General features: G+C 35.4%; 24 protein-coding genes and 6 pseudogenes. 22 read left to right on the top strand and 8 right to left on the bottom strand.

Going from position 1 to position 25959, the window contains the following annotated elements:
* Position 1: 1 nt before the first annotated feature.
* The 5 genes from LOK41_RS13820 (at position 2) to LOK41_RS13800 (ending at position 4832) form a co-directional block, all read left to right on the top strand.
* Positions 2–790, top strand: coding sequence for an enoyl-CoA hydratase (locus LOK41_RS13820; RefSeq protein WP_241817047.1), 789 nt, complete (start codon positions 2–4; stop codon positions 788–790).
* A 2-nt stretch (positions 791–792) separates the two neighbouring features.
* On the top strand, positions 793–2334 hold the full coding sequence (locus LOK41_RS13815; protein ID WP_241817046.1) for an acyl-CoA carboxylase subunit beta: 1542 nt from the start codon (positions 793–795) through the stop codon (positions 2332–2334).
* A gap of 48 nt (positions 2335–2382) precedes the next feature.
* Positions 2383–4323 (top strand): AMP-binding protein, encoded by a 1941-nt coding sequence (locus LOK41_RS13810; protein ID WP_241817045.1) that lies wholly within the window; start codon positions 2383–2385, stop codon positions 4321–4323.
* Positions 4324–4503: 180 nt separating this feature from the next.
* Positions 4504–4647 (top strand): hypothetical protein, encoded by a 144-nt coding sequence (locus tag LOK41_RS13805; RefSeq protein ID WP_241817044.1) that lies wholly within the window; start codon positions 4504–4506, stop codon positions 4645–4647.
* Positions 4648–4664: 17 nt separating this feature from the next.
* Positions 4665–4832 (top strand): hypothetical protein, encoded by a 168-nt coding sequence (locus LOK41_RS13800; protein ID WP_241817043.1) that lies wholly within the window; start codon positions 4665–4667, stop codon positions 4830–4832.
* A gap of 60 nt (positions 4833–4892) precedes the next feature.
* Here the strand turns inward: LOK41_RS13800 and LOK41_RS13795 are convergent, their stop codons facing one another.
* Positions 4893–5573, bottom strand: coding sequence for an ArsR/SmtB family transcription factor (locus LOK41_RS13795; protein WP_241817041.1), 681 nt, complete (start codon positions 5571–5573; stop codon positions 4893–4895).
* 95 nt (positions 5574–5668) lie between these two features.
* On the opposite strand from LOK41_RS13795, the gene LOK41_RS13790 reads away from it, so the two are divergent.
* The 4 genes and pseudogenes from LOK41_RS13790 (at position 5669) to LOK41_RS13775 (ending at position 8581) form a co-directional block, all read left to right on the top strand.
* On the top strand, positions 5669–6289 hold the full coding sequence (locus LOK41_RS13790) for a flavin reductase family protein (RefSeq protein ID WP_241817039.1): 621 nt from the start codon (positions 5669–5671) through the stop codon (positions 6287–6289).
* A gap of 235 nt (positions 6290–6524) precedes the next feature.
* Positions 6525–7010: a DinB family protein gene (locus LOK41_RS13785; protein ID WP_241817038.1), complete on the top strand. Its 486-nt coding sequence runs from the start codon at positions 6525–6527 to the stop codon at positions 7008–7010.
* Positions 7011–7035: 25 nt separating this feature from the next.
* Positions 7036–7566, top strand: a pseudogene (locus tag LOK41_RS13780) (AAA family ATPase).
* A gap of 247 nt (positions 7567–7813) precedes the next feature.
* Positions 7814–8581 (top strand): glycosyltransferase, encoded by a 768-nt coding sequence (locus tag LOK41_RS13775; RefSeq protein WP_241817036.1) that lies wholly within the window; start codon positions 7814–7816, stop codon positions 8579–8581.
* Between the two features lie 82 nt (positions 8582–8663).
* Here LOK41_RS13775 and LOK41_RS13770 read toward each other — a convergent pair.
* Positions 8664–9651, bottom strand: a pseudogene (locus LOK41_RS13770) (D-alanyl-D-alanine carboxypeptidase family protein).
* A 345-nt stretch (positions 9652–9996) separates the two neighbouring features.
* Between LOK41_RS13770 and LOK41_RS13765 the strand changes: the two are divergent.
* From LOK41_RS13765 to LOK41_RS13755, 3 genes are all read left to right on the top strand, one after another.
* Positions 9997–11364, top strand: coding sequence for a short-chain fatty acid transporter (locus LOK41_RS13765; RefSeq protein WP_241817035.1), 1368 nt, complete (start codon positions 9997–9999; stop codon positions 11362–11364).
* Between the two features lie 183 nt (positions 11365–11547).
* On the top strand, positions 11548–11721 hold the full coding sequence (locus LOK41_RS13760) for a hypothetical protein (protein ID WP_241817033.1): 174 nt from the start codon (positions 11548–11550) through the stop codon (positions 11719–11721).
* Entirely contained in the window at positions 11721–11864 is a 144-nt protein-coding gene (locus LOK41_RS13755) for a hypothetical protein (RefSeq protein ID WP_241817032.1), read from the top strand. Before LOK41_RS13760 ends, LOK41_RS13755 begins: the two co-directional genes overlap by 1 nt.
* 106 nt (positions 11865–11970) lie before the next feature.
* On the opposite strand, the gene tatC is transcribed toward LOK41_RS13755, so the two are convergent.
* From tatC to LOK41_RS13735, 4 genes and pseudogenes are all read right to left on the bottom strand, one after another.
* Positions 11971–12699 (bottom strand): twin-arginine translocase subunit TatC, encoded by a 729-nt coding sequence (tatC, locus tag LOK41_RS13750; RefSeq protein ID WP_481748812.1) that lies wholly within the window; start codon positions 12697–12699, stop codon positions 11971–11973.
* A gap of 71 nt (positions 12700–12770) precedes the next feature.
* Complete coding sequence (locus tag LOK41_RS13745; protein WP_241817028.1) at positions 12771–12974, bottom strand: twin-arginine translocase TatA/TatE family subunit; 204 nt, start codon at positions 12972–12974, stop codon at positions 12771–12773.
* A gap of 184 nt (positions 12975–13158) precedes the next feature.
* A complete protein-coding gene (locus LOK41_RS13740) occupies positions 13159–14565 on the bottom strand; it encodes an amidohydrolase family protein (protein WP_241817027.1) in 1407 nt (468 codons plus the stop codon).
* A gap of 129 nt (positions 14566–14694) precedes the next feature.
* A pseudogene (locus LOK41_RS13735) lies at positions 14695–15916 on the bottom strand (amidohydrolase).
* Positions 15917–16112: 196 nt separating this feature from the next.
* Between LOK41_RS13735 and LOK41_RS13730 the strand changes: the two are divergent.
* Positions 16113–16994, top strand: coding sequence for a LysR family transcriptional regulator (locus tag LOK41_RS13730; RefSeq protein WP_241817026.1), 882 nt, complete (start codon positions 16113–16115; stop codon positions 16992–16994).
* Positions 16995–17525: 531 nt separating this feature from the next.
* Here the strand turns inward: LOK41_RS13730 and LOK41_RS13725 are convergent.
* Entirely contained in the window at positions 17526–18683 is a 1158-nt protein-coding gene (locus LOK41_RS13725; RefSeq protein ID WP_241817093.1) for a sensor histidine kinase, read from the bottom strand.
* Positions 18673–19368 (bottom strand): response regulator transcription factor, encoded by a 696-nt coding sequence (locus LOK41_RS13720; protein ID WP_241817024.1) that lies wholly within the window; start codon positions 19366–19368, stop codon positions 18673–18675. Before LOK41_RS13720 ends, LOK41_RS13725 begins: the two co-directional genes overlap by 11 nt.
* A 326-nt stretch (positions 19369–19694) precedes the next feature.
* Here LOK41_RS13720 and LOK41_RS13715 point away from each other — a divergent pair.
* The 9 genes and pseudogenes from LOK41_RS13715 to LOK41_RS13675 form a co-directional block, all read left to right on the top strand.
* Positions 19695–19850, top strand: a pseudogene (locus tag LOK41_RS13715) (zinc ribbon domain-containing protein); the annotation flags it as partial.
* Positions 19851–20098: 248 nt separating this feature from the next.
* Positions 20099–20185: pseudogene (locus LOK41_RS13710) on the top strand (HAD family hydrolase); the annotation flags it as partial.
* A 13-nt stretch (positions 20186–20198) separates the two neighbouring features.
* A pseudogene (locus tag LOK41_RS13705) lies at positions 20199–20345 on the top strand (DUF3885 domain-containing protein); the annotation flags it as partial.
* 33 nt (positions 20346–20378) lie between these two features.
* Entirely contained in the window at positions 20379–21086 is a 708-nt protein-coding gene (mtnN, locus tag LOK41_RS13700) for a 5'-methylthioadenosine/S-adenosylhomocysteine nucleosidase (RefSeq protein ID WP_241817022.1), read from the top strand.
* Positions 21087–21150: 64 nt separating this feature from the next.
* Positions 21151–22002 carry a GNAT family N-acetyltransferase gene (locus LOK41_RS13695; RefSeq protein WP_241817021.1) on the top strand — a complete coding sequence of 284 codons (852 nt, stop codon included), beginning with the start codon at positions 21151–21153 and terminating at the stop codon, positions 22000–22002.
* A 162-nt stretch (positions 22003–22164) separates the two neighbouring features.
* Entirely contained in the window at positions 22165–22662 is a 498-nt protein-coding gene (locus LOK41_RS13690) for an SRPBCC family protein (protein ID WP_241817020.1), read from the top strand.
* A 456-nt stretch (positions 22663–23118) separates the two neighbouring features.
* Positions 23119–23388 carry a DUF1292 domain-containing protein gene (locus tag LOK41_RS13685; RefSeq protein ID WP_241817019.1) on the top strand — a complete coding sequence of 90 codons (270 nt, stop codon included), beginning with the start codon at positions 23119–23121 and terminating at the stop codon, positions 23386–23388.
* Between the two features lie 268 nt (positions 23389–23656).
* Complete coding sequence (locus tag LOK41_RS13680; RefSeq protein WP_241817018.1) at positions 23657–24262, top strand: hypothetical protein; 606 nt, start codon at positions 23657–23659, stop codon at positions 24260–24262.
* 184 nt (positions 24263–24446) lie between these two features.
* On the top strand, positions 24447–25856 hold the full coding sequence (locus LOK41_RS13675) for a PQQ-dependent sugar dehydrogenase (protein ID WP_241817017.1): 1410 nt from the start codon (positions 24447–24449) through the stop codon (positions 25854–25856).
* Positions 25857–25959: the final 103 nt, after the last annotated feature.

Here is a 25959-nt window from a genome sequence, read left to right as displayed (position 1 = left end):
AATGCTACAATTACAAAACATTTCAGTAGATTATGTAACACCGCATATCGTAAAAATAACATTAAATCGCCAGCGACAAGCAAACTCGTTATCTCTTGCATTATTAGAAGAATTGCAGTCTACATTAAGCGATTTAAATGAAGAGACTGATGTTCGTGTCATTATTTTAACAGGCTATGGTGAAAAAGCATTTTGTGCCGGAGCGGATTTAAAAGAACGTGCCAATATGAATGAGGAGCAAGTACGACATGCTGTTGGAATGATTCGTTCTACAATGGATATGGTTGAGCAATTATCACAACCTGTTATTGCTGCAATAAATGGAATTGCACTTGGTGGTGGTACCGAATTAAGTTTAGCGTGTGATTTTAGAATTGCAGCAGAAACAGCAAGTCTTGGACTTACTGAAACATCTTTAGCTATTATCCCAGGAGCTGGTGGTACGCAGCGTCTGCCAAGATTAATTGGTGTCGGCAGAGCAAAGGAATTAATTTATACGGCGAGACGTATTTCAGCGCATGAAGCAAAGGAATATGGAATGGTCGAGTTCGTTGTACCAGCTAACTTACTAGAAGAAAAAGCAATTGAAATAGCAGAACGCATTGCTAGTAACGGTCCAATTGCAGTTCGATTAGCAAAACAAGCAATCTCAAATGGTATACAAGTAGATTTGCATACTGGATTACAAATGGAAAAACAAGCGTATGAAGGTGTAATTCATACGAAAGATCGATTGGAAGGACTACAAGCATTTAAGGAAAAACGTGAACCAATTTATAAGGGGGAGTAAATGTGCTAGAACAAAAACAACAATCGAATTCATTTGCAGAACGTGTTGAAACAATTAAACAAGGCGGAGCGCCGAAATATCATGAGCAAAATAAAGCAAAAGGAAAAATCTTTGTTCGAGATCGCTTAGCTTTTCTATTTGATAACGGTGAATATGTAGAGGATGCATTATTTGCAAATTGTGAGCAAACAGGTTTACCAGCGGATGGTGTTGTAACGGCAACAGGAAAAATACATGGTCGTACAGTATGTGTTATGGCAAATGATTCAACAGTTAAGGCAGGATCTTGGGGTTCTCGTACTGTTGAAAAGATTTTACGTATCCAGGAGACAGCAGAAAAATTACGTGTGCCACTTTTTTATCTTGTTGATTCTGCAGGTGCGCGTATTACTGACCAAGTTGAAATGTTCCCAGGCCGCCGCGGCGCAGGACGCATTTTTTATAACCAAGTGAAGCTATCAGGTAAGGTGCCGCAAATTTGTTTACTATTTGGTCCATCAGCAGCTGGAGGTGCGTATATTCCTGCTTTCTGTGACGTTGTCATGATGGTGGAAGGAAATGCTTCTATGTATTTAGGCTCACCACGTATGGCTGAGATGGTTATTGGTGAAAAAGTAACACTAGAGGAAATGGGCGGCGCTCGTATGCATTGCTCCGTATCAGGATGCGGCGATGTTTTATGTAAGACAGAAGAAGATGCAATCGTTCAGGCAAGACAGTATATTTCTTACTTCCCAAGTAATTACAAAGAAAATGCTCCTAAGGTAACACCTCAAGAACCAAAGCAATTCGAAAAAACGTTAGAACAAATCATCCCAGAAAATCAAAATGCACCTTTTAATATGAAAGATCTTATTAATCGTATTATCGATGAAGGTTCTTTCTTTGAAGTGAAAAAATTATTTGCACAAGAACTTATTACAGGGTTAGGACGAATCGATGGGAAACCTATTGGTATTGTTGCAAACCAACCACGCATGAAAGGTGGCGTATTATTCCACGATTCTGCCGATAAAGCAGCGAAGTTTATTAATTTATGTGATGCGTATCATATTCCATTATTATTCCTTGCTGATGTACCTGGATTTATGATTGGAACGAAAGTTGAGAGAGCCGGTATTATTCGTCACGGTGCGAAAATGATTTCTGCAATGAGTGAAGCGACAGTACCGAAAATTTCAATCGTTGTTCGTAAAGCATATGGTGCTGGTCTATATGCAATGGCAGGCCCAGCGTTCGAACCTGATTGCTGTCTTGCGTTGCCGACGGCTTCTATTGCTGTAATGGGACCTGAAGCTGCCGTTAATGCTGTATATGCAAACAAAATTGCAGCGTTGCCAGAAGAAGAACGTGCGAGCTTTATTGCAGAAAAACGTGAAGAGTATAAACAAGATATTGATATTTACCGTCTAGCATCTGAAATGGTAATTGATGGTATTGTTCATCCGAATGATTTACGTGAAGAGCTAAAGAAACGCTTTGACATGTACATGAGTAAATATCAAGTGTTTACAGATCGAAAACATCCAGTTTATCCAGTATAAAAGCCCTATTTAGGGCTTTCTTGTTCGAAAAATGAGGAGGGGAAAACATTGAAGCAAGCCGTTTGGTTTCCAACAGAAGAATATAAAGACAAAACACGTTTATACGGGTGGATGAAATCGCTTGGTTATGAAGATTATGAAGCATTTTATGATAAGTCAATTGAAGAAACTGCATGGTTCTGGGGGGAAGCAGAACGTGCAGTTGGTTATCAATGGATGAAGCCATATACAGAAGTGTTAGATTTAGCAAACGGCACACCGTTTGCACAGTGGTATAAGGATGGGACATGCAATGTAGTAGAATCTGTATTATCTCGTTGGCTTGCAGATGAAGAGACAAAACAACAACCTGCCCTCATGTACGAAGGAGAAGATGGCACAACAAAATCATTTACATATGAAGAGCTCGATAACTGGGTAAGTCGTGTTGCCAATGGATTGAAGCATATGGGCATTGAGAAAGGTGATCGCGTAACAATTTACATGCCAATGATTCCAGAAACCGTTGTTGCCATGCTGGCAGTAATGAAAATAGGTGCGATTATTTCTCCGATTTTTTCTGGGTTTGCAGCTGATGCAGTTATGACGCGTGTACAAGCAGCAGGCTCAAAAATGATTATTACAGCGGATGGATTCTCACGCCGCGGTAAAATTGTTTCTTTAAAAGATGAGGTCGATAAAGCGTGTGAACATTGTCCATCTGTTGAAAAGGTTGTTATTGTTCGTCATGCTGGAAATGATTTTATACCCCACAATTATGATGTTTCATGGAGTGTTTTAGAAAAAGAAAAACCATTTACGCATGCTGAGGAAATGAAAAGTGATGACCCGCTTATGCTCATTTATACATCTGGGACAACTGGTAAACCAAAAGGAACGGTACACACGCATGCTGGATTTCCTCTGAAATCGGCATTTGATGCAGGGTTTGGTATGAACATTCAGCAAGGCGACCGTGTATTGTGGGTGACTGATATGGGCTGGATGATGGGACCGTTTTTATTATTTGGCTCTCTTATTAATGGAGCAACAATGGTCATGTACGAAGGTGTTCCAGATTACCCAGAAGCAGATCGATTATGGGAAACTGTTGATCGATATCAAATTACTCATCTTGGGATTTCACCGACATTAATTCGAGCATTGATGGCAAAAGGTGATGAATATGTAAAGAAACATTCTCTAGAAAGTTTAGAAGTATTCGCATCAACGGGTGAACCTTGGAATCCAGATCCTTGGATGTGGCTTTTTGAAACAGTTGGAAAAGGGAAAGTACCAATTTGTAACTATTCAGGTGGAACCGAAATTTCTGGTGGAATATTTGGGAATGTCCTAGTTAAACCAATTGCACCGATTAGTTTCAATGCACCTTTACCTGGAATGGCAGCGGTTGTATTAGATGAACAAGGTAGCCCAATTCGTGATGAAGTTGGAGAATTATGTTTAGAAAAACCATGGGTTGGAATGACGAAAAGCTTCTGGGAAGATGACGAACGTTATGTCAATACGTATTGGTCACGTTTTGGGGATAAATGGGTACATGGTGACTGGGTAATCTATGATGGAGAGCAATATATCATTACAGGACGTTCTGATGATACATTAAATATTGCTGGGAAGCGTATCGGACCAGCTGAATATGAATCGATTATTGTAAAACACCATGATGTAATCGAAGCAGCAGCAATAGGTGTACCAGATGAAGTGAAAAGCGAGGTTTGTCACTGTTTCGTTGTTTTACGAGAAGGGACAATATTTACAACGGAACTCAAAAAAGAGTTGATGAATTTAGTAAATTCACATATTGGAAAGGCGTTATGTCCAAAAGATATTCATGTTGTAGAAGATTTGCCGAAAACGCGCAATTCAAAAGTGATGAGACGAGTAATTAAAGCGGCGTATTTAGGCAAGGAACTGGGTGATTTATCTTCTTTAGTAAATCCAGAGGTTGTTTCATATATTCAAGGATTAAAAGCTAAACAAATATAATCATAAAAAATGAGTTCTTTATAAAGAGCTCATTTTTTATTGTCTCTATTTTAAACGAAGTATAGGACAGTTGTTTGTTTTCTTGTATCTATGTGTTTGTCTCTATCACTTTATTTCTTTTTACATAATTTATAGTAAAAGGATAAAGGGGTGAAATTATGAGTTGTCGTGAAGGTTGGTATGAAAAAAAATATTCTAAGTGTAGCGATTCAAAAAGACATTCTAAATGCTGGGATGATCATGATGATGATTGCTGGAAAGAATTTAAAAAGTGCAAAAAGGATCAAAATGAAAAATGCGATTGTTGTTGCACAACAGGTCTAGTTAAGAGACTAAGAGCTTTGATAGGTACAGGTGTTGCTGTAACAATTACTACTAGAAGTGGTGCTACAGTGACTGGTACTGTTGCAGCTGTCTCATGTGACACTGTTGATATTGTTGCAGGCACTACACGGACAACAGTTTCGGTTTGTGAAATTGAGTTTTTCTCAAGAGCAAATGCGGTTTAGTTGATAAAAGGCTGCTCTGTTTAGGGCAGCCTTTTATTAATTTGTAATGAGCACCAGACATTACATATGTATTGAAAAAGTCTCATATATTTTTCTCTTTCCTAATGGAGTAATGTGTATTGCTCTTGAGTGTTCGGCTCTAGCAATCCAATTTTCATGTAACATTTGCTCCAAAATAGCGTTCCCTAAAGATCCCGCTATATGATGTTGCCTTTCACTCCAATCTAAGCAACATTTTGAAAAAAATCTTCTTTTTTTATATAACGAGTCTAAATCAATACCAAAACTCTCAAAAAATTCTTGTCCATTCTTCGTTACTTTAAATTGCAAATCTTCTTTAATTAATATGTTGTTATTTAAAAGTGAATTTGTAATTTCAACACCTAATTTTCCTGCTAAATGGTCATAGCAAGTTCTGGCATATTGAATTTCTTTAGACTCCCTTGATTGTTTAAAGGATTGAATTGGTTCTGGAGGAGTTAAATATAGTATTTTTTCCAGTGATTCTGCTATTTCATGATTGGCTATTTTGTAATAACGGTGTCTTCCATGTTTTTCAACATCTATAATCTGTGCTTCATATAGTTTTTGAAGATGAAAACTGGCTGTTTGTGGTTGGATTTTCGCGGCATGTGCTAATTCAGTGGCTGGATGTGGACGACCATCCAAAAGTTGGACTAGAATTGTTGCTCGTGATGTATCACTAATAAGAGAAGCTATTTTTGCTACATTTACATTCATTTGCATCACTCCTTATTTTACGTCTATATTTCGATGATAATGGAATTATTTGTGTTTTACAATGTAAATGGAATAATAAGAATAGGAGTGATTTTATGGATTTCACATTTCAACAAGGTTCCTGTAAAGAAATTAAACCCAAAATTTTATATTACGGAATGCCAATTTATTTATTATCAACATTAAATGAAGATGGAACAACAAATATAAGTCCAATGTCTTCTTCTTGGGCTTTAGGGAACTATATTATTTTAGGTGTTGGACTTGGAGGGAAATCAATTGAGAATCTTGAAAAAAACAGAGAGTGTGTTATTAATTTACCTTCTTCAATGCAGTGGGAGCAAGTAGAAAAAATTGCGCCTTATACAGGGGTAGAGAAAGTTCCGGTTTATAAACAAGAAATGGGATTTACATATCAAAAAGATAAATTTACAATAGCTGGTTTTACACCATGTGATTCACAATTCGTAAAGCCGCAGCGTATTCAAGAATGTCCACTACAAATTGAAGCAAAGATAAAGGATATTCGAATTCCTGAATATGATCCTTTCTTTGCAATTGTTGAAACAGAAGTCATTTGTGTTCATGCGCATGAAGAGATTATAGAAAGAGAAAATCATATCAATCCACAAAAATGGAGTCCGTTATTTTATAATTTTAGACATTATTTTTCAATAGGAGAAGCGCTAGGAAGGAATTATCGAGCAGAAAGTTAATAATACAAGTTTTCGTATTTTCACTTGTTATAGTGGCTGCTGGAAAAAAGCACTTTATTCTCATAAAGTTCAAATAAAGTGGTTACAAATGCAAGGATAATTATTGCAATCATCGAATAACTATAAGTTGGTTATTGTACCCAATAGCGGTCATTATATTTAAATGGATAGGTCTGAATATGTGATAGGGGCTGTTAAATGGGTACTATATCATATGAAAAAGGAGAGAAGTTGATTGAAAACTTTATTTCTATATAACTGGCAAGTTAGAGAGCAATGGTTTGAATGGTGTAAGCAGCTTTCGGAAGATGATTTACTCTGTAAACGCGTTGGAGGTGTAGGGAGTATTTTGGAAACTTTGTTTCATATTGTAGATGTAGAATATAGCTGGATACGTGCTCTTCAAGGAGAAGATGATTTGGATCTGCAATTTCAAGACTATCAATCACTTAAAAAAGTGAAGGAACTTTCAGATTCTTTTAAAAATGAAATGGAATCTTTTTTGCAAGCATGGTCAAGTAATTTAGAGAATAAAATATTAACAGCTTCATGGACTGATGAAACGTTTAAATATGGTGAGATAGTACGTCATGTAATTGCACATGAAATCCATCATATTGGTCAATTATCTATTTGGGCAAGAGAGTTGAATCTTCAGCCTGTTTCAGCAAATTTAATTAGAAGAGGTTTAATGGAGCAAACAGGGAAAGCCATTTTGTAAAAAAATTTACAAAGTAGTGGTTGTCTTGAAAAGTATTATACCTAGTAAAATTCATATCATTGGTCCTGTTGGAAGTGGAAAAACAACATTAGCAAGAGAATTGTCTTCTCAATTAAATATTCCTTATTATGAGCTAGATAATGTTGTTTGGAGAAGGACCAAAAAATGGAGATGTAAGAAATACACCTCAGGAAAGAGATGAACAACTTTATAATATTGTACATTCAAACGCTTGGATTATTGAAGGTGCTCATCATAAATGGGTATCGCAAAGCTTTCAAAAAGCAGATTTAATTATATTTTTAGATGTCAGTGTAGCAAAGAGGAAATCCAGAATAATAAAAAGATTTATGTTGCAGTTGCTTAATCTAGAAAAGGCTAACTATACACCCACATTTGAAATGTTTATGAAAATGTTTAAGTGGACCAATGATTTTGAAAAAATTGTAAAAAAGAGATTTTACATATGTTGAAACAACATGAGGATAAGTTATTTATTTTAAAAGATAATACAGAAATTGAGTTATCAAAAATAGGGATACTAATTTTGTATTGAACTATTTTATCCAGCATTATCGGGCAGTAAGACCCCCACTGATTAAAGTGACACTTTAATCAGTGGGGGGTGTCAGCAGACAAAAAACACCGAGTCGTTAGGCATAAATCCTAAATTCCGGTGTTTTTTGTATGAAAAAGTAGGAAGGTTGTACTCATGAGTGATTATAATTCAATGCGAATACAGAAATCTGTTCTATAGTAAAAGTAATACCTAAATATAAAAATTGTATTGGGAGAGATGTGATATGGATAGGGGGAGTTGTTTTGTAGGGGGAGATAATGAACAAGGCATTAAATTTTCTATTATAGTCCCTGCACACAATGAAGAAAAGTATATTGGTAGATGTCTGGATTCTATTGTGGCCGCATCAAACATTTATAAAAATCAGGTCGAAGTTATTGTTGTGCTAAATCGCTGTAGTGATCGAACAGAAGAAATTGCACAGTCATATCATTGCATAACAGTGCAAGATGAAAACAAAAACCTTTCTAAAATTAGAAATGCTGGTGCAAAAATAGCTAGAGGAGAAATTATTGTTACAATAGATGCAGATAGCCAAATGAGTGAGAATATGTTGAGTGAAATAGAAGGACACTTAATAAGTGGAAAGTATATAGGTGGAGGCGTAAGAGGAAAGTTCGAACGTATTTCTTTAGGGATTATCGTATCAGGATTATTATTAATTATCCCGCTTATTTTTAAATATGGGCTCGTATCTGTCGGGATATTTTGGTGTTATAGAAAAGATTTTGATGCAATTGGTGGCTTTAACGAAAAGATGTTGATGGCCGAGGATGCAGAATTTGCAATGCGTTTAAAAAAATATGGTAAAACGTGTGGAAAAAAATTCACTACGATCAAGAAAGCGTATATGACAACTTCTTGTCGAAAATTTGATGAACATGGTGATTGGGCATTAATAAAGAGACCTCAAATTATTTTTGCGTATTTAAAAGGAACAAATCAAAAATATGCAGATGAGCTATATTATGAGAAAGAGAAAGACAAATAAGATAAACCGACTTGTTTTGAAAACACAAGTCGGTTTTTATGTAAAAGAGCCTGTGAAATTAAAAATTCTCGGAATCTTTTTTTCATATATCTATAAATAGTGAAATAGATATAATAAGAAAAAATTGTTATTGTTTGTAAAGATAGATTTTTAAACTGAGGCATGGATATCCAGGATTTTATATAATCCTTAACAGATTGCAGAGAAGGAAGGTGAGTAGGCTCAGAACCATAAGTAAATAGTTTTTTCGTTTCGATAAATGCGCTATTTTCTCCATTTGCTTTCATTACAATGGAAATGAATCTTTTGTTTCCTTGTTTGGCTGTACTAGCAAAACTATATCCAGTAGTATTTGAAAAGCTAGTTTGTAAACCATCAACTCCTTTAAATTTCACATTGTTATCAAGTGAATACAACATTTTATTTGTATTGAAAACATGTATATCTTTGAAGGTAAATTGATAAGAGGTTAATTGGGCGATTTCCAATATCATAGGATAATCTGTTATTAAATGCTGGGCTAGTTTTGAGGCATCTAAGGCGGTTATTTTAGATTCTTCTTGCTTATTCATTATGCCGGTTGCACTTGCAAAATAAGTGTTATTAGATAATCCCAATTGTGTCGCTTTTTCATTCATTAAATTCGTAAATTCTTGTTCGCTTTTTGAAATATGTTCTGCTAAAGATACGGCTGCACTATTATCAGATGCAAGAACCATTTTATGAAACAAATCACGAACTTTTATTTGATCTTTAGTCGTTATATCGATATTATCTCCTTCTGTTTGAATCGAATGATTACTTATTTTTACATGATCATCCCACTTTATTGTTCCTTTATGTATTTGATCTAGTACAATATACTCGGTCATCATTTTTGATAAACTCGCTGAAGGAAAAGGGGTGTCTTCATTTTTTTTATATACAATTTCCCCTGATTTTGCATCTATTAAAATAGCTGATTGTGCTTGGATTGAAGGTCCATTTACATAGAAATAAAAGTAAAAAACAAGAATTGCAGTAATAAGAAAAGACAAGATAAGAAGCATCAATTTCTTGAAATATTGCATAAACGATCCTCCTTGTATATCGATATTACTAGTTTAAAAATTAATAGTTAATTAGGAGGAAAGAAAAGTTAAAGAATTTCTAAAGAATTATAAGGAAAATATAAAGATTGGATAATTATGGTTATAATCAGGGGGGAGTGTGCTTTCATCCATATTTAAATACTAAGAAGGTTTGGCATTAGCAGACAAGAATAGAAGTAAATTATGGGATAGAAATAGCAGCTAGAGATGAAAAGTCTCCTTAAGTCGAGTGGAGGAAGAATTTGCATATGTAAAAGGATTTCATTTTCTTTTGTGGAATGTTAATCATATTAACCTTATTAAAATTTGGAAAGGAGAATATTTATGAAGCATTCCTTATTGGAGACAAATCCAAATCCAGGAAAGAAAGAATCATTGCTTACACGGTGTGCAAATGTATTTTCGAGATGGTCCCAAAAATATGTCCCGGATGCCTTTGTTATCGCTGTGCTGCTCACTTTATTCACTTTCATAGTAGCCTTGTTGATGAACCCTACAAAGCCATACGCAATCGTAAAATCGTGGGGGGATGGTTTTTGGACTTATTTAACTTTTACAATGCAAATGGTATTGCTAATGGTTACGGGGATGACGTTAGCTTCCGTCCCGTTTATTAATAGAGGTTTGCAGTCAATTGCCAAGTTAGCCGACACACCTCAAAAGGCTTATACGATGACATTTTTAATCAGTGCAATTGCATACTATATCAATTGGGGGTTAGCAGTAGTTGTAGGAGCAATCATTGCGAAGGAAGTGGCGAAAAAAAATCCAGATGCGCACTTTCCATTACTCGTAGCAGCCGCTTATGCTCCGACAGCCTTATATAGCGCAGGCCTCTCTAGTTCCATTGGCTTGACGATTGCCACAAAGGATCATTTTCTTGCAGATATGATTGGAATTATTCCTACCTCGCAAACAATCTTTAGCTACTCTACTCTAATTATTTTTTTCACTCTATTCATCACGATGCCAATTATTATCGTACTTATGGCTCCAAAAAGCGGAATTATTAGGTATAAAGCACCTGAAATAGATACAAATTCTTTTGTAAAACCACCTCAAAAGGATTTAACTACTGCGGAAAAATTGGAATGGACACCGGTTTTAGGAATAGTATTAGGTGCAATCGGCACGGTGTATTGTTTGTATGAATTCATGAATGGTCGCAGCTTAGATTTAAATATCATTAATTTGTTTTTCTTGTCACTCGGTTTACTGCTACATGGTTCTCTTGGTAATTTTGCACAAGGATTCAAAGAATCCGCGCAATCCATTTCTCCAATTATCCTACAGTTTCCGTTTTATGCAGGAATTATTGCTGTTTTAGGAAGTTCAGGATTGGGAAGCTCTATCATCGAATGGATGGCATCCATTGCGTCAAAGGATACATTTGATATTTTTACATATTGGTCAGCGGGATTGGTGAACTTATTGGCACCATCTGGCGGAGGACAATGGGCTTTGCAAGGGCCACTGCAGGTCCCAGCAGGGTTGAAGCTAGGTGTAGATCCAGCTACTATCGCTATGGCGGTAGGATGGGGGGACGCATGGACAAATCTGATTCAGCCGTTCTGGGCACTACCTCTATTAGGAGTGCTAGGGTTGAAAATTAAAGATATCATGGGCTATTGTTTCATTCTCTGCATTTGGGTCGGGATTGTTACAAGTTTATTGATGTTATTTGTATATTAGCTTTAATGGGAATACGCATCGCTATCAAGTTAAGGTCTTGAAATACCCTTAAAATGAAAGTAAAACTAATTTAAAAGTACAGGAGGGACATTTATGAACAACCTAGATTTCAGTATCAATTTTCCGGATATACATGATATTTCATGTAGAAAAGGTGATTTTTAACTTCAAGGGGGGATGTAGATGGAATCTAATAAAGTAATAGTGTGGATTAATGTATTTACTGCCAAACCAGGTAAACTAGATGAATTAGTTGCTATCCAAGCTGAAGAATTACTTAACTTTAAGAGGGAAGGTATTCCTGGTTGGATTAGTAGTCGTTGGCATCGATTGTTGATAATAATAAGGCAATTATGATGACTACTTTTGAGAGTATTGAATATCATAAAAATTGGTTAGAGAAAAATGACTTCTCCGAACATTTAAACAAGATTAAGCACCTAATTGAAGGAGTAGAAGGTGGGTATTATACGTTAGTGGAAAACATTGAAAATATGTAAACTACTTATATTCTAGATTTTTATTTTTCACCTTGATAGTGAAAAGTCGATATACTGGACATAAAAGCCCACGGAAAAACTCCATGGGCTTCATCAAGTTGAAAAATTAAACATATTCGTATGCTTTTTTGTTCCTTTCTTTAGCACTTAGCTGCCGTTTGTATACAAATTTAGATAAGCTGACGCTTCCCTCATATAAGAGTAGTAACGGTATAGCCACAAGGAAATCTGATAGAAAATCCGGCGGTGTAATTAAAACTGCAACGACTATTAATAGAAAATAGGCGTATTTCCTAATTTTTTGCAGACGGTATGGATTGATAATTCCCAAACTTGTTAAAAACATAATAACAACGGGTAATTCAAATAGAAATCCAAAGGGCAATGTCATATGAAGAAAAAATTGGAAATATTTCTCCGCTGTAAAGAAAGTAGTAAACATATCGTTTGACAGTGACATTAAAAAATGTAATACAAGAGGAAGTAAAATATAATAACCAAAACTAATTCCCAATAGGAGGAGAATCAATAGTGCTGGAATATAAGTGATTGTAACCTTTTGTTCTTTTGGTGTTAACGCTGGACGTACAAACAACCAAGCTTGATGCGCAGCAACTGGTATAGTAACAGTGCCGGCAGCGATTGCAGCAATTGTTAAATAAACGAGTAAGATATCACTCGGTCCTAACAGCGCAAGCTTAAATGGTAAATCTTTGACCAGCACATGGTAAATATCTTGCACATATATAAATGTCAGTATGAAAAACAGCAAAAATGCAACTAAAGTGATAATAATGCGTTTACGTAATTCTTCAAGGTGTTGAACGGTTTTCATATTTTTATCTTCCAACATTAATCACCCCATGAAATAGGAGATGTAAGACGTGCTCTACATCTCCTATTCATCTATTTGTCTAGTTTTTCTTTCTTGTTTAGATTTTTTTGTAACTCATCAGTGTCATCTGCGATAAGATCTCTAGTAGATTTTTTAAATTCTCTTAATGTTGATCCGAATGCTCTTCCTAGTTCCGGTAACTTAGAAGGGCCAAAAATAATCAGGGCGAGCATTAAGACGAGTAATAATCCTGGGATTCCAATATTCTGGAACATAAGATCCTCCTTAGTATTGAGTTTTATAATTCCTTTTACATGCTTATAGCAATGCTAGGGAGCATTTCGGAAAAAAGCATCTTTAGGTGAAATTATTGTGTGTTTTTTTTGCCTTCCATTCAATTTCATTTACTTAGTTGCATACCAAACAAAATTTTATCAATTTTATTCGTATTCGCAGTGATTAGTTTTTTGTTTTATCAAGAGAGCCGGCAGACAGAGTACCTTTATGTAGCACAGCATCGCGCTTTGGCAGCCGGGCTACCGCTTCGGCTGAACAGCTTGCTGGAACGAGTACGACGGTAGCAGCATCGCCAACTTTTGGCCAAACTTGCCTACCGGATTCATCTAATGGTGTAACGCCGCCGGTAGCAAGAGAAAGTGCGCGGGCCAAATTGTATTCGTAAGACCATCCATACAACTCTGCAGCAAGATGAGCTTTTTCCAGCGTGTCACCAATCCCGAGCGGGGACCAGTGATCCATAATACTGTCATTGCCAAGCATGACATTCACCTTTTGCTTTTGAAGAAGCGGAATCGGCATCGCATATTTGCCAATTGGAACAGTTGACGCAATCGAGATGCCCAGTGAAGCAAGGCGGTTTGCCATTTCGATGTCGGCGCCAGCTGTCAGCGAGGCGAGAGAGAAGGCGTGGCTGATTGTCACTTTGCCCTGCAGACCAGCTTCTTCAGTTAAATCTGTCAATCGACGAATTGCTTTCAATCCAGTTTCGCCGCCTTCATGAAGGTGGATATCAATGCCTGCTTTGTAGTCCACCGCAATTTGTACCATAGTTTGCAGTGATTTTTCCATATCTGCATCAACCACAGTTGGATCTAGACCGCCAACGTGTGTCGCTCCGAGCTTCATAGCTTCCCGTAGTAGTCCCTCTGCATTGGAACGAAGTAAGCCGTGTTGGGGAAAAGCGACAATTTCGTGTGATAATTTATCTGAATAGTTGGCTAAAGCGCGCTTTAAACTCTCAAGATTTTTAAGGCCGACGACGGGATCAATGTTGCAGTGACTTCTGGCATATGTTGAACCGTAGCTAAGAATCAATTCAATTAATTTTTCCGCACGTTCTTGGGCAGTCGGCAGCAACTCAAGTAGCAGCGTTTGTTCAACTTCAATCATGTCAAAAATGTTTTTTCTTTGCGTTGCAGCTCTCCAAGGACCACCATAAAAGGTTTTATCCAAATGAATATGCATATCTTTAAAGGAAGGAAGCAGCAGCATGCCTTTTGCATCATAGCGATCGATATTTTTTTTATAAGGAACTTTTGTATCTAATATTTTTGTAATAATACCTTTATCGATTTGAAGATTGCGAAGTACAGTGTCCGTTGCGATAACCTGGCCGTTTTCATATCTATATCCGCTTTCTAATCGCACATTCAACAGCATATAGGAACTATTTTTTCCAGGTTTTTTGATGTTGTGATCATCTTTCTTTTCTTTTTCGTCCGCGCTTACAGTTCCAGGTACAAATAATCCCATCGCGTCTGTAACGCCGAGAATTGCTGTAGCCCCTCCATTGCATGCGTTACCTAAAAACTTTCTACGAGAAAAACCTTTGTTTTCTTGATCCATTGGACTATCCTCCTCTTATAAGCTTTGCATGGAACTTAAAGCATGCAATTTTTAACACGATATCTGTATTTTACTTACCTTTTATCTTAATTTAAAAATGATTAAGATCTTGCTTCTTCATTTACTAGATTAAAGCGATCCGGAAACGATTTTTCCTTTAAACATAGTGGCTGCTCGTTTTGCTCTTCTTGCAATGGCTTCAGCAGAGCAGGATGCTTTGACAAACACGATATTTGCATCGTCTCCGGCTTGCGGCCAAACTTGTTTCCCTTTATGATTGAGCGGTGTCTTGCCTCCCGTAATAAATCCGAGAGTTTGTGCCAAGGACCGTTCATCTACCCACTTTGAAATTTCTGCTAAACGGCTGGCACGTTCGAGAATGTCACCGTTGCCAAATGGCGACCAAACATCAAAAATGTTGTCACATCCGACGGCGACGTCCACTCCTTTGTCATGTAATAGGCCAACAGGTGGAAAACTTCTGTCAATTGGAACACTTGTAATAATTGAAATTCCTGCATCAGTCAATAATTCTGCCATTTCACTTACTTGATTGAGTGGAATATCTCCTAGGCCAAACGCGTGGCTAATGGCGACCTTTCCTTGCAGACCGGCTTCTTTTGTAAGGGCAGCTAGCCTTTTCATCGTAAAAATACCAAGATAATCGGTATCGTGTAAGTGTAAATCGATACCGGCATCTTCTTCCACAGCAATCTCGATCATCTCTTGTAATGATGCTTCGATATTCCCATCAACAGTCGCCGGGTCAACACTACCAACAAGAGAGGCACCTTGGCGAATTGCTTCTCTTACTAAATTCACTGATTGAGTGCGCAATAAACCGTGCTGCGGGAAAGCAACAATTTCATAAGATAACTTGCCGTCAAATGTTTGTAATACCTTCTGAATAGCCTCTAAATTTCGCAAACCGATTTCTGGATAAATATCTACATGCGTACGAATATGGGTAGATCCAGCTTTTAAGAAAGTCTTCAGTAGATGTTCCGCTCGTTCCTGAGTAGTAGTAGATAAAGAGGGAAGAACTTCTTTTTCCATTTCGAGTCGTTCAAAAATACTGTTTACAGGTGTTACTGCTTTCCAACGATCGCCCACTATCGTTTTATCCAAATGACAATGCTTTTCAATAAACGATGGAAGAATTAATAGCTGCTTTACATCTACTTTCGGTAGATGATCTTGAAAAGGTTCGTCAGCCGTAACAATTTTTTGCGATTTTTTCATTGTCAATAAGAAGATGGTAAGAGCCTGTCTTTGTTCCTATAATGGTTCCATTTTCAACGTGATGACCGTTTTCTAATTTGGCATTTATTAACCAAAAAGCGGAGTCCATAGTGTATCCCGTCCTTTCTTTTATAAATAATCAAATGGTCTTTTTTCCCTTGTGAAATTTCAATACGTCTATGACAAAGGGAATGTAAAAAAATATTCGTAAGATTATGATAAACTAAAGGAGGATATATGAAAAATATAAAAAAAATTAATTTTACTTAAGTTTTTCATATATAAAAGGGGAGTGTTTTCTATTTATGGATATAAGACAACTGCGTTATTTTATTGCGATTGTAGAGGAAAGACAAATCTCGGCTGCTGCTCATAGGCTTCATATTTCACAACCTCCGCTCAGTCAACACTTGAAAGCGATGGAACAAGAGCTAGGAACAAAATTGGTTGAGAGATCAGGTAAATTTTTAGAACTAACGCAAGCAGGTCAAGCTTTATATAAATATGCATTACAAATGACGCAATTATTAGAAGAAGCAAAAATGGAAGTAAAAGGAGTAGGGAATGGAATAACAGGAAGGCTGACACTTGGTGTCAATACTTTATCAGTAGTCGGGTTACCTCAATTGATGCAACAATTTCATGAAAAATATCCTATGATCACGTATAAAATTCAACAAAATGAATCCGCTCAGCTTTGTCAGCTAGTGAGAGATAGGGTAGTAGAGTTGGCGATCATTCGATTGCCGCTGAAGTTGGACGACTTTTCTGTTATCCATCTTCATACAGAACCGTTTTATTTTATTACTTCAAAAAAACAGCAATTAGCTAATCATAAGGTTACTTTGGAGGAGATAAAAAAATTACCATTAATCTTGCCTAGTACAGAGGGATTAGGGGTATACAATATGATTTTGGATTTATTTTCTAAATATGAGTTATGCTCGAATGTCATTGCTGAATGTTCTGATATATCTGTTCTATTAGATTTAGTTGCGTCTGACTTTGGAGCCTCCATCGTTCCAGAAACCGTAATTCAGCGATATAAAGATTATCCTATACAAGCTTTTAAAATTGCTGATACAGATTTGACTGCCTCTACAGGGTTAATTTGGTTGAAGCATCATGAATTATCAAGTATCGCTCAAAACTTTGTTAATTTATATAAGTTCATATTGAAAAATTGACACATATGTAAGGTTGAAAAAAGTGTACATAGCCGTGATTATCGCTGAAGCAGTGGCTTCTCAATAAAGAAAGTTTTGAATTCCCATTAGGTAATACCATTCTGGTTACAGTAAATAATGCTTCAGAGGAAATAACTATACATATCTATACTTTACAAAAAGGAGAAGGGATTATCATTTCTTTAAAAGCTGTCAGGGGAGAGGAATTAAGAAAGAATATCCGTAATTTAAGTGGTGGAGAAACAATCCGTCTAGTATTCTATAAACTGTTTTTGGAAGATACAATGTGTTAGTTTTAGATGAATCGACAAATTTTGAGGTGATGATAGAGAGGGAAAGTAAAGAGCATTTCCTTGAAATCGTGAAACGATATATATTAGATGGCTCAGAGTATTAAAATGCCAGTTAGCATGATACTATCTCGAAATGAAATGATTCTTTTGAGATAGTATCATTATTTTATTGTATTATAAATACAATACTTTTCTTGTTTTGGTGGATAATGTATTTAGATATTGAGACGAAATACTTTTATTGTTTATATGGAAGAAGCTTCACAGTAAATGTTGTTTTTTCATCACTACTATACACTTCAATCGTTCCATTATGAATCTCCACAATACTTTTCGCGATGGCTAAACCGAGGCCAGATCCTCCTGTGTATATGGAACGAGATTTTTCAACACGATAGAAACGTTCAAAAATATGTGGTAAATCTGTACTTGGAATAGGCTGACCGTAATTGACGATATCGATTGCAATCATTTTACCGTCTTGATACGCTGTTACATCAATGAATTTCCCATCATTACCATACGTCATCGCATTCATAATTAAGTTTTCAAATACCCGTACTAATTTATCTCCATCAGCGAGTACCATTAGTTTTTCTGAAGGAAATGAAGGTCTACATTCAATATTTGCTTCTTGAAATTGTATACGGAATTGAACCGATAGTTGACCAAGCAATTCAATTATATCAATAGGTACAGTATTTAGTTGTAAATCTTTATTTTGAACACGGGTATATTCAAACAAATCATTCATAAGCATGTTTAACCTAGTTACTTTGTCATAAATAACTTGAATATAATGGCGTAATTCTACTTCATCTCTGTAATTATCATGATGAATAAGATTAACATAGCCAACTATGGATGTTAATGGTGTCCGTAAGTCATGCGATACATTTGTGATGAGTTCACTTTTTGCTTGCTCAGTTTGACGCTCTTCTTCAATAGAAACTTTTAACTGCTCTACAATGCGATTGACACCAGTTGCTAAATTTTCTAAATAATCATGTTGTAAAATAGACACTTTATGATTAAAATTACCATCTGCAATATAACGAATTTCTTCAATCATTTGCTTTATACACACTTCATAATATAGTTTTTTTTCGTGACGATAAAAAATATAAACATAGAATGAAAAAATGGAGAATAAAAACAGATAGGATCCCATCATTGTCCAAAGGGACTCTTTTAATCCCCTATATTTTTCGTATCCGACAATCCTGACAAATTCTCCACTTAACGCTGTTAATGTAAGGGAACTATCAATTACACTTGTAACTAGACGGGATATGACAAACTCGGTAATTGGTGTAAGTAAAATAGAAACTAAAAGCCAAAATGCAATTTTCCATTTTGGGATGACCTTCAATATATCAACCGTTTCATTTTTCAATTTTATAACCCACTCCCCAAACAGTATGAATGAGTTTTTCACCATTTGTTCTTGTTTCAAGCTTATCTCTTAAGTTGCTAATATGAACCATTACAGTTTTATTAGAACCATAACCATCTTCATTCCAAACACGTTCAAATATTTCTTCTGAACTAAATACTCTACCCGTATTACTAGCAAGTAAATATAAGATATCAAATTCAATAGATGTAAGTTTAATATACTCACCATTCATTTTCACAGTATGATTATGCTTATGCATTTCCACAGAACGAATCCGAATAATCCCATCTTCTTTTATTTGTGTCGCAGCATACTGAAAGGAGGATCTACGCAATAATGCTTTGACTCTAGCGATTAATTCTAATGGATTAAAAGGTTTAATCATATAATCATCAGCACCTGTCATCAGACCGAGGATTTTATCCATATCTTCGGCTTTTGCGCTTAGCATAAGAATGGGTACCGTATTTTCTTCTCTAACTTGCTGACAAACTTCTAATCCGTTACGCTTTGGCATCATGATATCTAAAATCATAAGATCAATTTGATGAAGTGAGAGCATATGTAACGCTTCCTCACCATCATAGGCTTTATAAATGTTGAAACCTTCATTTCGTAAATAAACGGCAAGTAATTCTACAATCTCTTTATCATCATCAATAATTAAAATATTTCTTTCCATCGTAAATTTAATTCCTCTCTCTACATTTCATCATCATTAATATAATAACAAACATTTAGTTGTTTGGGAGTTACGATTATATGCAAAATTTCATGTAACGTATTAAAAGGGTTTAAAAAATACAGCACGAATAAAAATAAGAGGATGCTTTGTTTCTTATGATAAGCGGGATATAAATTTTGTTAGGAGAGAATAACGTGTTACATAAAAAACAAACTACATTTAAGCCGAGTGGAGATTGGGAAAAAGATATAAAAATTTTGTAACTACTCAGCCATGTAACCCCCAGAATTTAGTGCCTATACACAAAAACTACACTACATAGTTGTCCATTTTGTGGTGGTAGACACAAAGCGAATGGACGAAGCTTCAAATGTTCTGTTCATAAAACAGAAATCCATCGTGATGTAAATGGTGCACAGAATATTGCCCGTAAATTATATCAGATGGACGTAAAACCAATCGTTTCGATTGTATATTAACAACCCGTTTGGCATAGACGCTTTTTGTCTGAAGATATAAGACAAAAAACGAAACATCCAAATGATAAACCGAAAAAAAGTATCGCCTGTTGAATAGCGTAGTTGGCACAGACCTTGCCCTCTTATTGGTGTGTTCCACTGGTAAGAGTTGTTCGCCCAAGTCTTGCCTCTGCATTTTCTTCTGGAAGAATGCAAGTAGGATGTTTGCGAAAAAGAATCCCATGGCTTTAGCCGTGGGAGTGGTCAATTATGAACATTCAGTGCATGTTGCAAATGAAGCGAGAAAAATAGCGAAAAGATTTCAACTAAATGAAGAACAAGCTGCTATTGCTGGTTAAATAGAAAGGATTTAAGGATGTATTTTTTATAAATGCGACTAAAGATATTATTATGTTTATTTACGATGATAGAGGATGTGAGGTGATTGCGAAGAATAAAGAAATGATACGAGATTTATATATAAAATACAGAGAGTGGATTCCATGTTATGAATGATTCAAATGAAAATAGGAGGAAGTGAAAAGTGTAATGAAGCGTATTGCAATTGTATCAGCATGGGAGCCAGAGCTTACATATCTGCATCAACATTATCCAAGTCATCGTGTAGAAAAACGAGCAGCTTGGGAATTTCATTTTCATTCTATAGATGAGTTAGAAGTAATATCTGTAATTACGGGCGTTGGAAAAGTAAACTGTGCTAGTTGCGTACAGTTACTAATAAGTGAATTTAAACCTGAACAGTTATTTATGACAGGTATTTGTGGAAGTTTATCCGAAAAAGTAAAAAATGGTCATATTGTTGTTGCACTTAATACCCTACAGCATGATGTAACTGCTGCGGGAACAGGATCAGATAGTTTCGACTTATATACTGGTAGAACAGCTCCTATTGAAACAACGAAGTATCTCGTAAGACAAATAAAAAAAGTGCGTTCTTATAATCCAGTACACTTCGGGACCTTCATATCCGGAGATCAGCGTATTCGTAGTACGGAAATGAGATACTTATTACATACGGTATATGGTGCAATAGCTGTCGATCAAGAAGTAGCAGCTTTTGCATACGTATGTCATGTGAATAAAAAGCCTTTTCTTTGTTTAAAAGCAGCCTCAGATCAAGCGAATGATAGAACAGTAGAAGAACAAAAGGTTTTTAAAATGTTCGCTTGTGAGAGAGCATGTGAATATTTGCTTGCGTTTTTACGTGTATACGAAGTAACGACAGCTCATCAATAAATCAATGTTTTATTAAGTGTCCATTTATTTCAAATTAATAGGAAAGGTAGATGCAAGTATTACTATGATTCATTATAAAAAATGTAGCGAAGTAAATATAGATTTCGTATACGAAGCTTTTCGAGATGGTTTTTCTGATTACATTATAAAAATGGAGGTTTCGAAAGAAGACTTTATAAAAAGATTTTTTGGTCCGGAAGGAAATAAACTTGAACACTCTCATCTAGCACTAGATGAAAATAAGCCAATTGGAGTTATACTTGGTGGAATTAAAGACTATGAAAGTATAAAAACAATGCGATGTGGAACATTAACGGTTCATCCGGACTTTCGTGGAACTGGCGTTAGTCATACATTATTTGAACTTCATAAAGAAGAAGCGATAAAAAATGGATGTCAGCAGCTTTTTCTTGAAGTCATTGTCGGTAATGATAGAGCAATTCAATTTTATAAGAAGTTAGGGTATGAAAAAGTATATAATCTGTCTTACTATAATTTGAAGGATCTTTCTAATTTGCCAAGTCAGACTCTACAAAATGTAGAAATAAAGCAAATTAAGTTTAGCGAATTTCAAAATGGAATACAAAAATGGTTAAACTTCCATATAAATTGGCAAAATGATATCGATTATATGGAGAAAACTGAAAATAATACGTATTATGGAGCATATATTAACGATGATTTAAAAGGATGTATATGTGTGAGTGACAATGGTAAAATCAGTTTCTTATTTGTGGATAAAAGATATAGAGGAATTGGAATAGCTACAAATCTATTACAAACTGTAAGTAAAGAATTACAGCTTTCCAGTCTTTCTATAGGATTCCCAAATAATAGTTTACTTGAAGGGTTTGTAAAAAAGTGTGGATTCGAAAAAAGTTCATTGGCTCAGTATAAAATGTATTATACATTATAATATTTAGAGAAAAATAGAAAAGTCCATTAGCTTCATACTTTAAACGAAACGGAAGGATTTATATTTTTATAGACATCATAAGTTTGCATTTGCTTTTTCATGTGTTTTGTGTGATATTAAAGTTAAACGAACGTATGTTTTTGTTTAAATGGAGGTGTGACAATGTTAGCTCTACTAGAGAAAATAGATAACGAGTATGTAGCTCAATTTAATCGTCCGTTACATTATTCAGTAGAAGAAATTTGGGCTGTATTAACAGAGAATGAGAAACTAGCAAGATGGATGCCAAATCTTCACATAGAGGATTTGCGGAAGGGAGGTATGATAAAGTTTGATATGATGGATGGCTCTGGGGAATTTATTGATATCAATATTTTGGAATGCCAAATGAATTCCGTATTAGAATTTACTTGGGGAGAAGACCGAGTTCGATTTGAAGTACATAAAAATCACGATGGTTGTATATTGATTTTAAAGGAGTTCATTCATGAAATAAATGATCACACGCCAAAGGACTTATCTGGATGGCATATATGTTTAGAAATGTTTTCTTCTGTATTAGATGGACGTAATATGGAGTTTCCGAAAGATGAATGGGAAAAATGGTATGAAAGATATAAGTTAGTAGTTAATAAAATAGGAAATAAAGATGTAAATTAATTATATTATTGTGTAATAATTATAGGTTAAAAATATATTTATTAAGAAAAAACATTAGAAGGTTTTATATTGAATAAGGAATTTACAGAAGACAAACTAAAAAATGGCCCTGTTCAACAACTATGTCGATAATCGAATAAAACGAAATCTTGTCAATATCACATAGGATAAGTCCAGATTAATAGCTTTTCGTTTGTAACACGATTAGATAAAGTAATGAAGATGATCTTCAAAGTGTAAATATACACCTGTTTGATTTTTAAAGAATTCCAATCAGGTTTGTCTAAGTTAGAAAAGAGTTGATGTATTCAATATCCTTTTAGTTGTGTTCTTACGCTGAAGCAGTAAGAAATTGTTGTTCTTTGTGCATTAATTTGATTTTTTATGGAAATATATACTAGTAAGTATGCGATTTGAACGTTCTATTTTTTAGAGTATAACAGGAGGAGAATGAATATGTCGGAAATTGAAGTAGGCGAAATTTTTATTCTTAGCGATGAGCGTAATAAGGAGCAGGAAGTTGAAGTGCTCGGAACGATGAATGTTGAAGGAGCAGAATACATTGCTGTTGGCTTTGTAGAAGACATTCAAACGGAAACAGAGGAAGACATAGATATTTTCTTTTTAAAAGTAGAAGAAGATAGTGAATTCTCATACATTGAGAGTGACGAGGAATTCGAAAAAGTATCTGCTGCGTTTGAGAAAATTATGGAAGAGCAAGAATAATATTGGTTGGACACAAGAGGGGGATGCATATCTGCCCTCTGTTTTTGTATAAAGGGGCACGGTAAGAGTCTTAATATGCTAAAAAACCACAAGTTAGCCAAAGCAATAAGCGAAGTGTCTTGGTCATAATTCTTTTTATTGTATCAGTACGATACATCGTTCCTCCCTAGAATAAGCCTCTATTTTTAAATATTTGCGCAGTCCTCATTCCAATTGATTACTAACAGGCAATACCGCATAAAGCGCAAGAGAATGAATAATATAGAAAATGACGAATTGGATATTTTTTGGGGGTGTTTTCATCAATCGGTTTGTTCGTTATTGGTATCAATCGATGATAGAGACAGGTGCAAACTATGTTTATGTAAGAAAGATGGCCCTTGCAACCAAGTTAGTTATTACAGCTTTATTGAGTACAATTGCTACTATGCTTCAATCAGCGGGAGGCTTTATGCCTGGTATAGGCTTTCTAATTAGTTCTCTAGCGACAGTACCCATTTTTTTAGCTACTTGTTTTTATATCCGCCAGGGAATCCTTTCTTTTACCCTTACGATTTTCCTTTTATTTATTATTCAGCCGAGTGAACTAATTATCTTTCCCTTTACAACAGGTTTATTAGGTATAGTGATGGGTGTGGCTTTTTTACAATTGAAGAGTAGAATTATGATTGTTTCCTTTTCATCAATATGTCTACTTACAGGTATTATGATGATTCTGTATGTATTCCGTTTTCCAGTGCTAGGCCCTACTGTTGATACAACTGTGGACTTAAAAGTTATCGCAATAATATTTATATTTAGTTTTCTATACTGCTGGATCTTCGCGGAGTTTTGTAGACTACTCATGAATAGATTGTATCAGATATTTCCTTAACAGTTGAGTAATATAAACAGTTTGAAATTTCCATATATCCATCTTAATATCCACATAGAACCTACCAAAAATGTACCAATATTAAAAGGAAATCACCCAATCTCCCGGCCTTAATTTGATACTAAAAGCACAATTCTAATCATATTCTTATAAAAGAAAACAATTAGAAGGAGTGTAAAGTTAGTTGATAAAAGTTAAGGTTAGTTTACGACCCATTGTAAGTAAGATAAATTTACCCACTGTTTTGAAAACAGCTATACTTCCGGGTGACTCAATTGAAAGATTATTTATTGCAACCCAGGTAGGAGAGATCTTTTACATAGGAAACGGGGTTATAAAGACTTTTTTAGATATTCGTTCGCGAATCATAAAACTAGGTGATTCTGGTAGTGGATATGATGAACGGGGATTGCTAGGGCTAGCATTTCATCCAGAATTTTATAATAACGGTCTGTTTTATCTTCATTATTCAGTAGCTGGAACACAAGGTCCAGGTGCTCTTTCTGAATCTTTTAAGCCTAACCCATGTGATCCCAGAACTTTAAACCTAAGATGGATAAATAGAGAAACTCAATATGATCATATTGATACAGTTGAAGAATGGATTTTACAATCGAATGGTCAACCTCAAAAACGACGAACATTACTTAACCTAAGAAGACCATTTTATAATCATAATGGTGCCAATAGCTTAAACTTCTCACCTGAAACCGGAAAACTTATTTTAACAACCGGAGATGGTGGTTCAGGCTATGATCCATTTAATTTAAGTCAGGACGACATGGAGATGGCTGGTAAAATAATTGAAATTGATGTTAAGAATACATTTATCTATAATCCACCCGTAGTCACACGTTTTAATGAACTTCCCGCACCTATCCAAGAAACGCTTACAGTAATTGCAAAAGGGGTTCGTAATATATCAGGCATTTCATTTCAAAAGCTTTATAATCAGTATATCAAATATGCGGGAAATGTCGGACAGGATTTGGTAGAGTCGATTTTTTCATTCATTCATTATAAACCAATACCGGTTACACAGCTTATTCAAGCTTCATTAATGAACTCTAAACCTGACCAAGAAGGATTTATATTTGGCTGGCGAGGGTGGGAAGGTACTTTTCCTACTTCAGTTATAAGGGGCTGCTCTACAAGTCCGACTTTGGATGAGAAAACAATTGCTTATTACAATGAAGCAATAATAACTTCAGTGAGGCGTCTTCAGCCTTTAACTAGTTATTTTCATAAAGATCCCCGTCCCGATAAGTTTGGAGGAATTGCACTTACAGGAGTCCAGCCATATATGGGGAATGGAATCCCAAATTTAACGGGAAGCGTTGTATTTACCGATCTTGCCCGGTATGAAGAATCTCGCCCTCCGGTTAGAGGGGTCTTAGCTTATACGAGGGTAAGGACAGATTGTAAGCCAAATGATTTTAGTGTTATTGAAACCGATTATAATTTTGGGTCTCAACCAGCTTATTATGTTAATTTGGGGTCGAATCTGAATCAAACCAGACTATATTTAGGGGTTTATGGCTCTATGAAAGTGACTGATTTTAACCAAGGTACTGTTTTTGAAATTGTTCCGTAATTTATAATTAAAAACTTGAAGATTAGATATATATTATTATAGAATGCAGAAACTAGACTAGTAAACAAGCTGTTTTTGTTTCTAAACATAGAATATGATGAAT

It is taken from the genome of Bacillus sp. TL12 (assembly GCF_022625245.1).
Classification (GTDB): Bacteria; Bacillota; Bacilli; order Bacillales; family Bacillaceae_G; genus Bacillus_A.
Note: the sequence above shows the minus strand (reverse complement) of the source record. Positions and strands in the feature narration are given on the sequence as shown.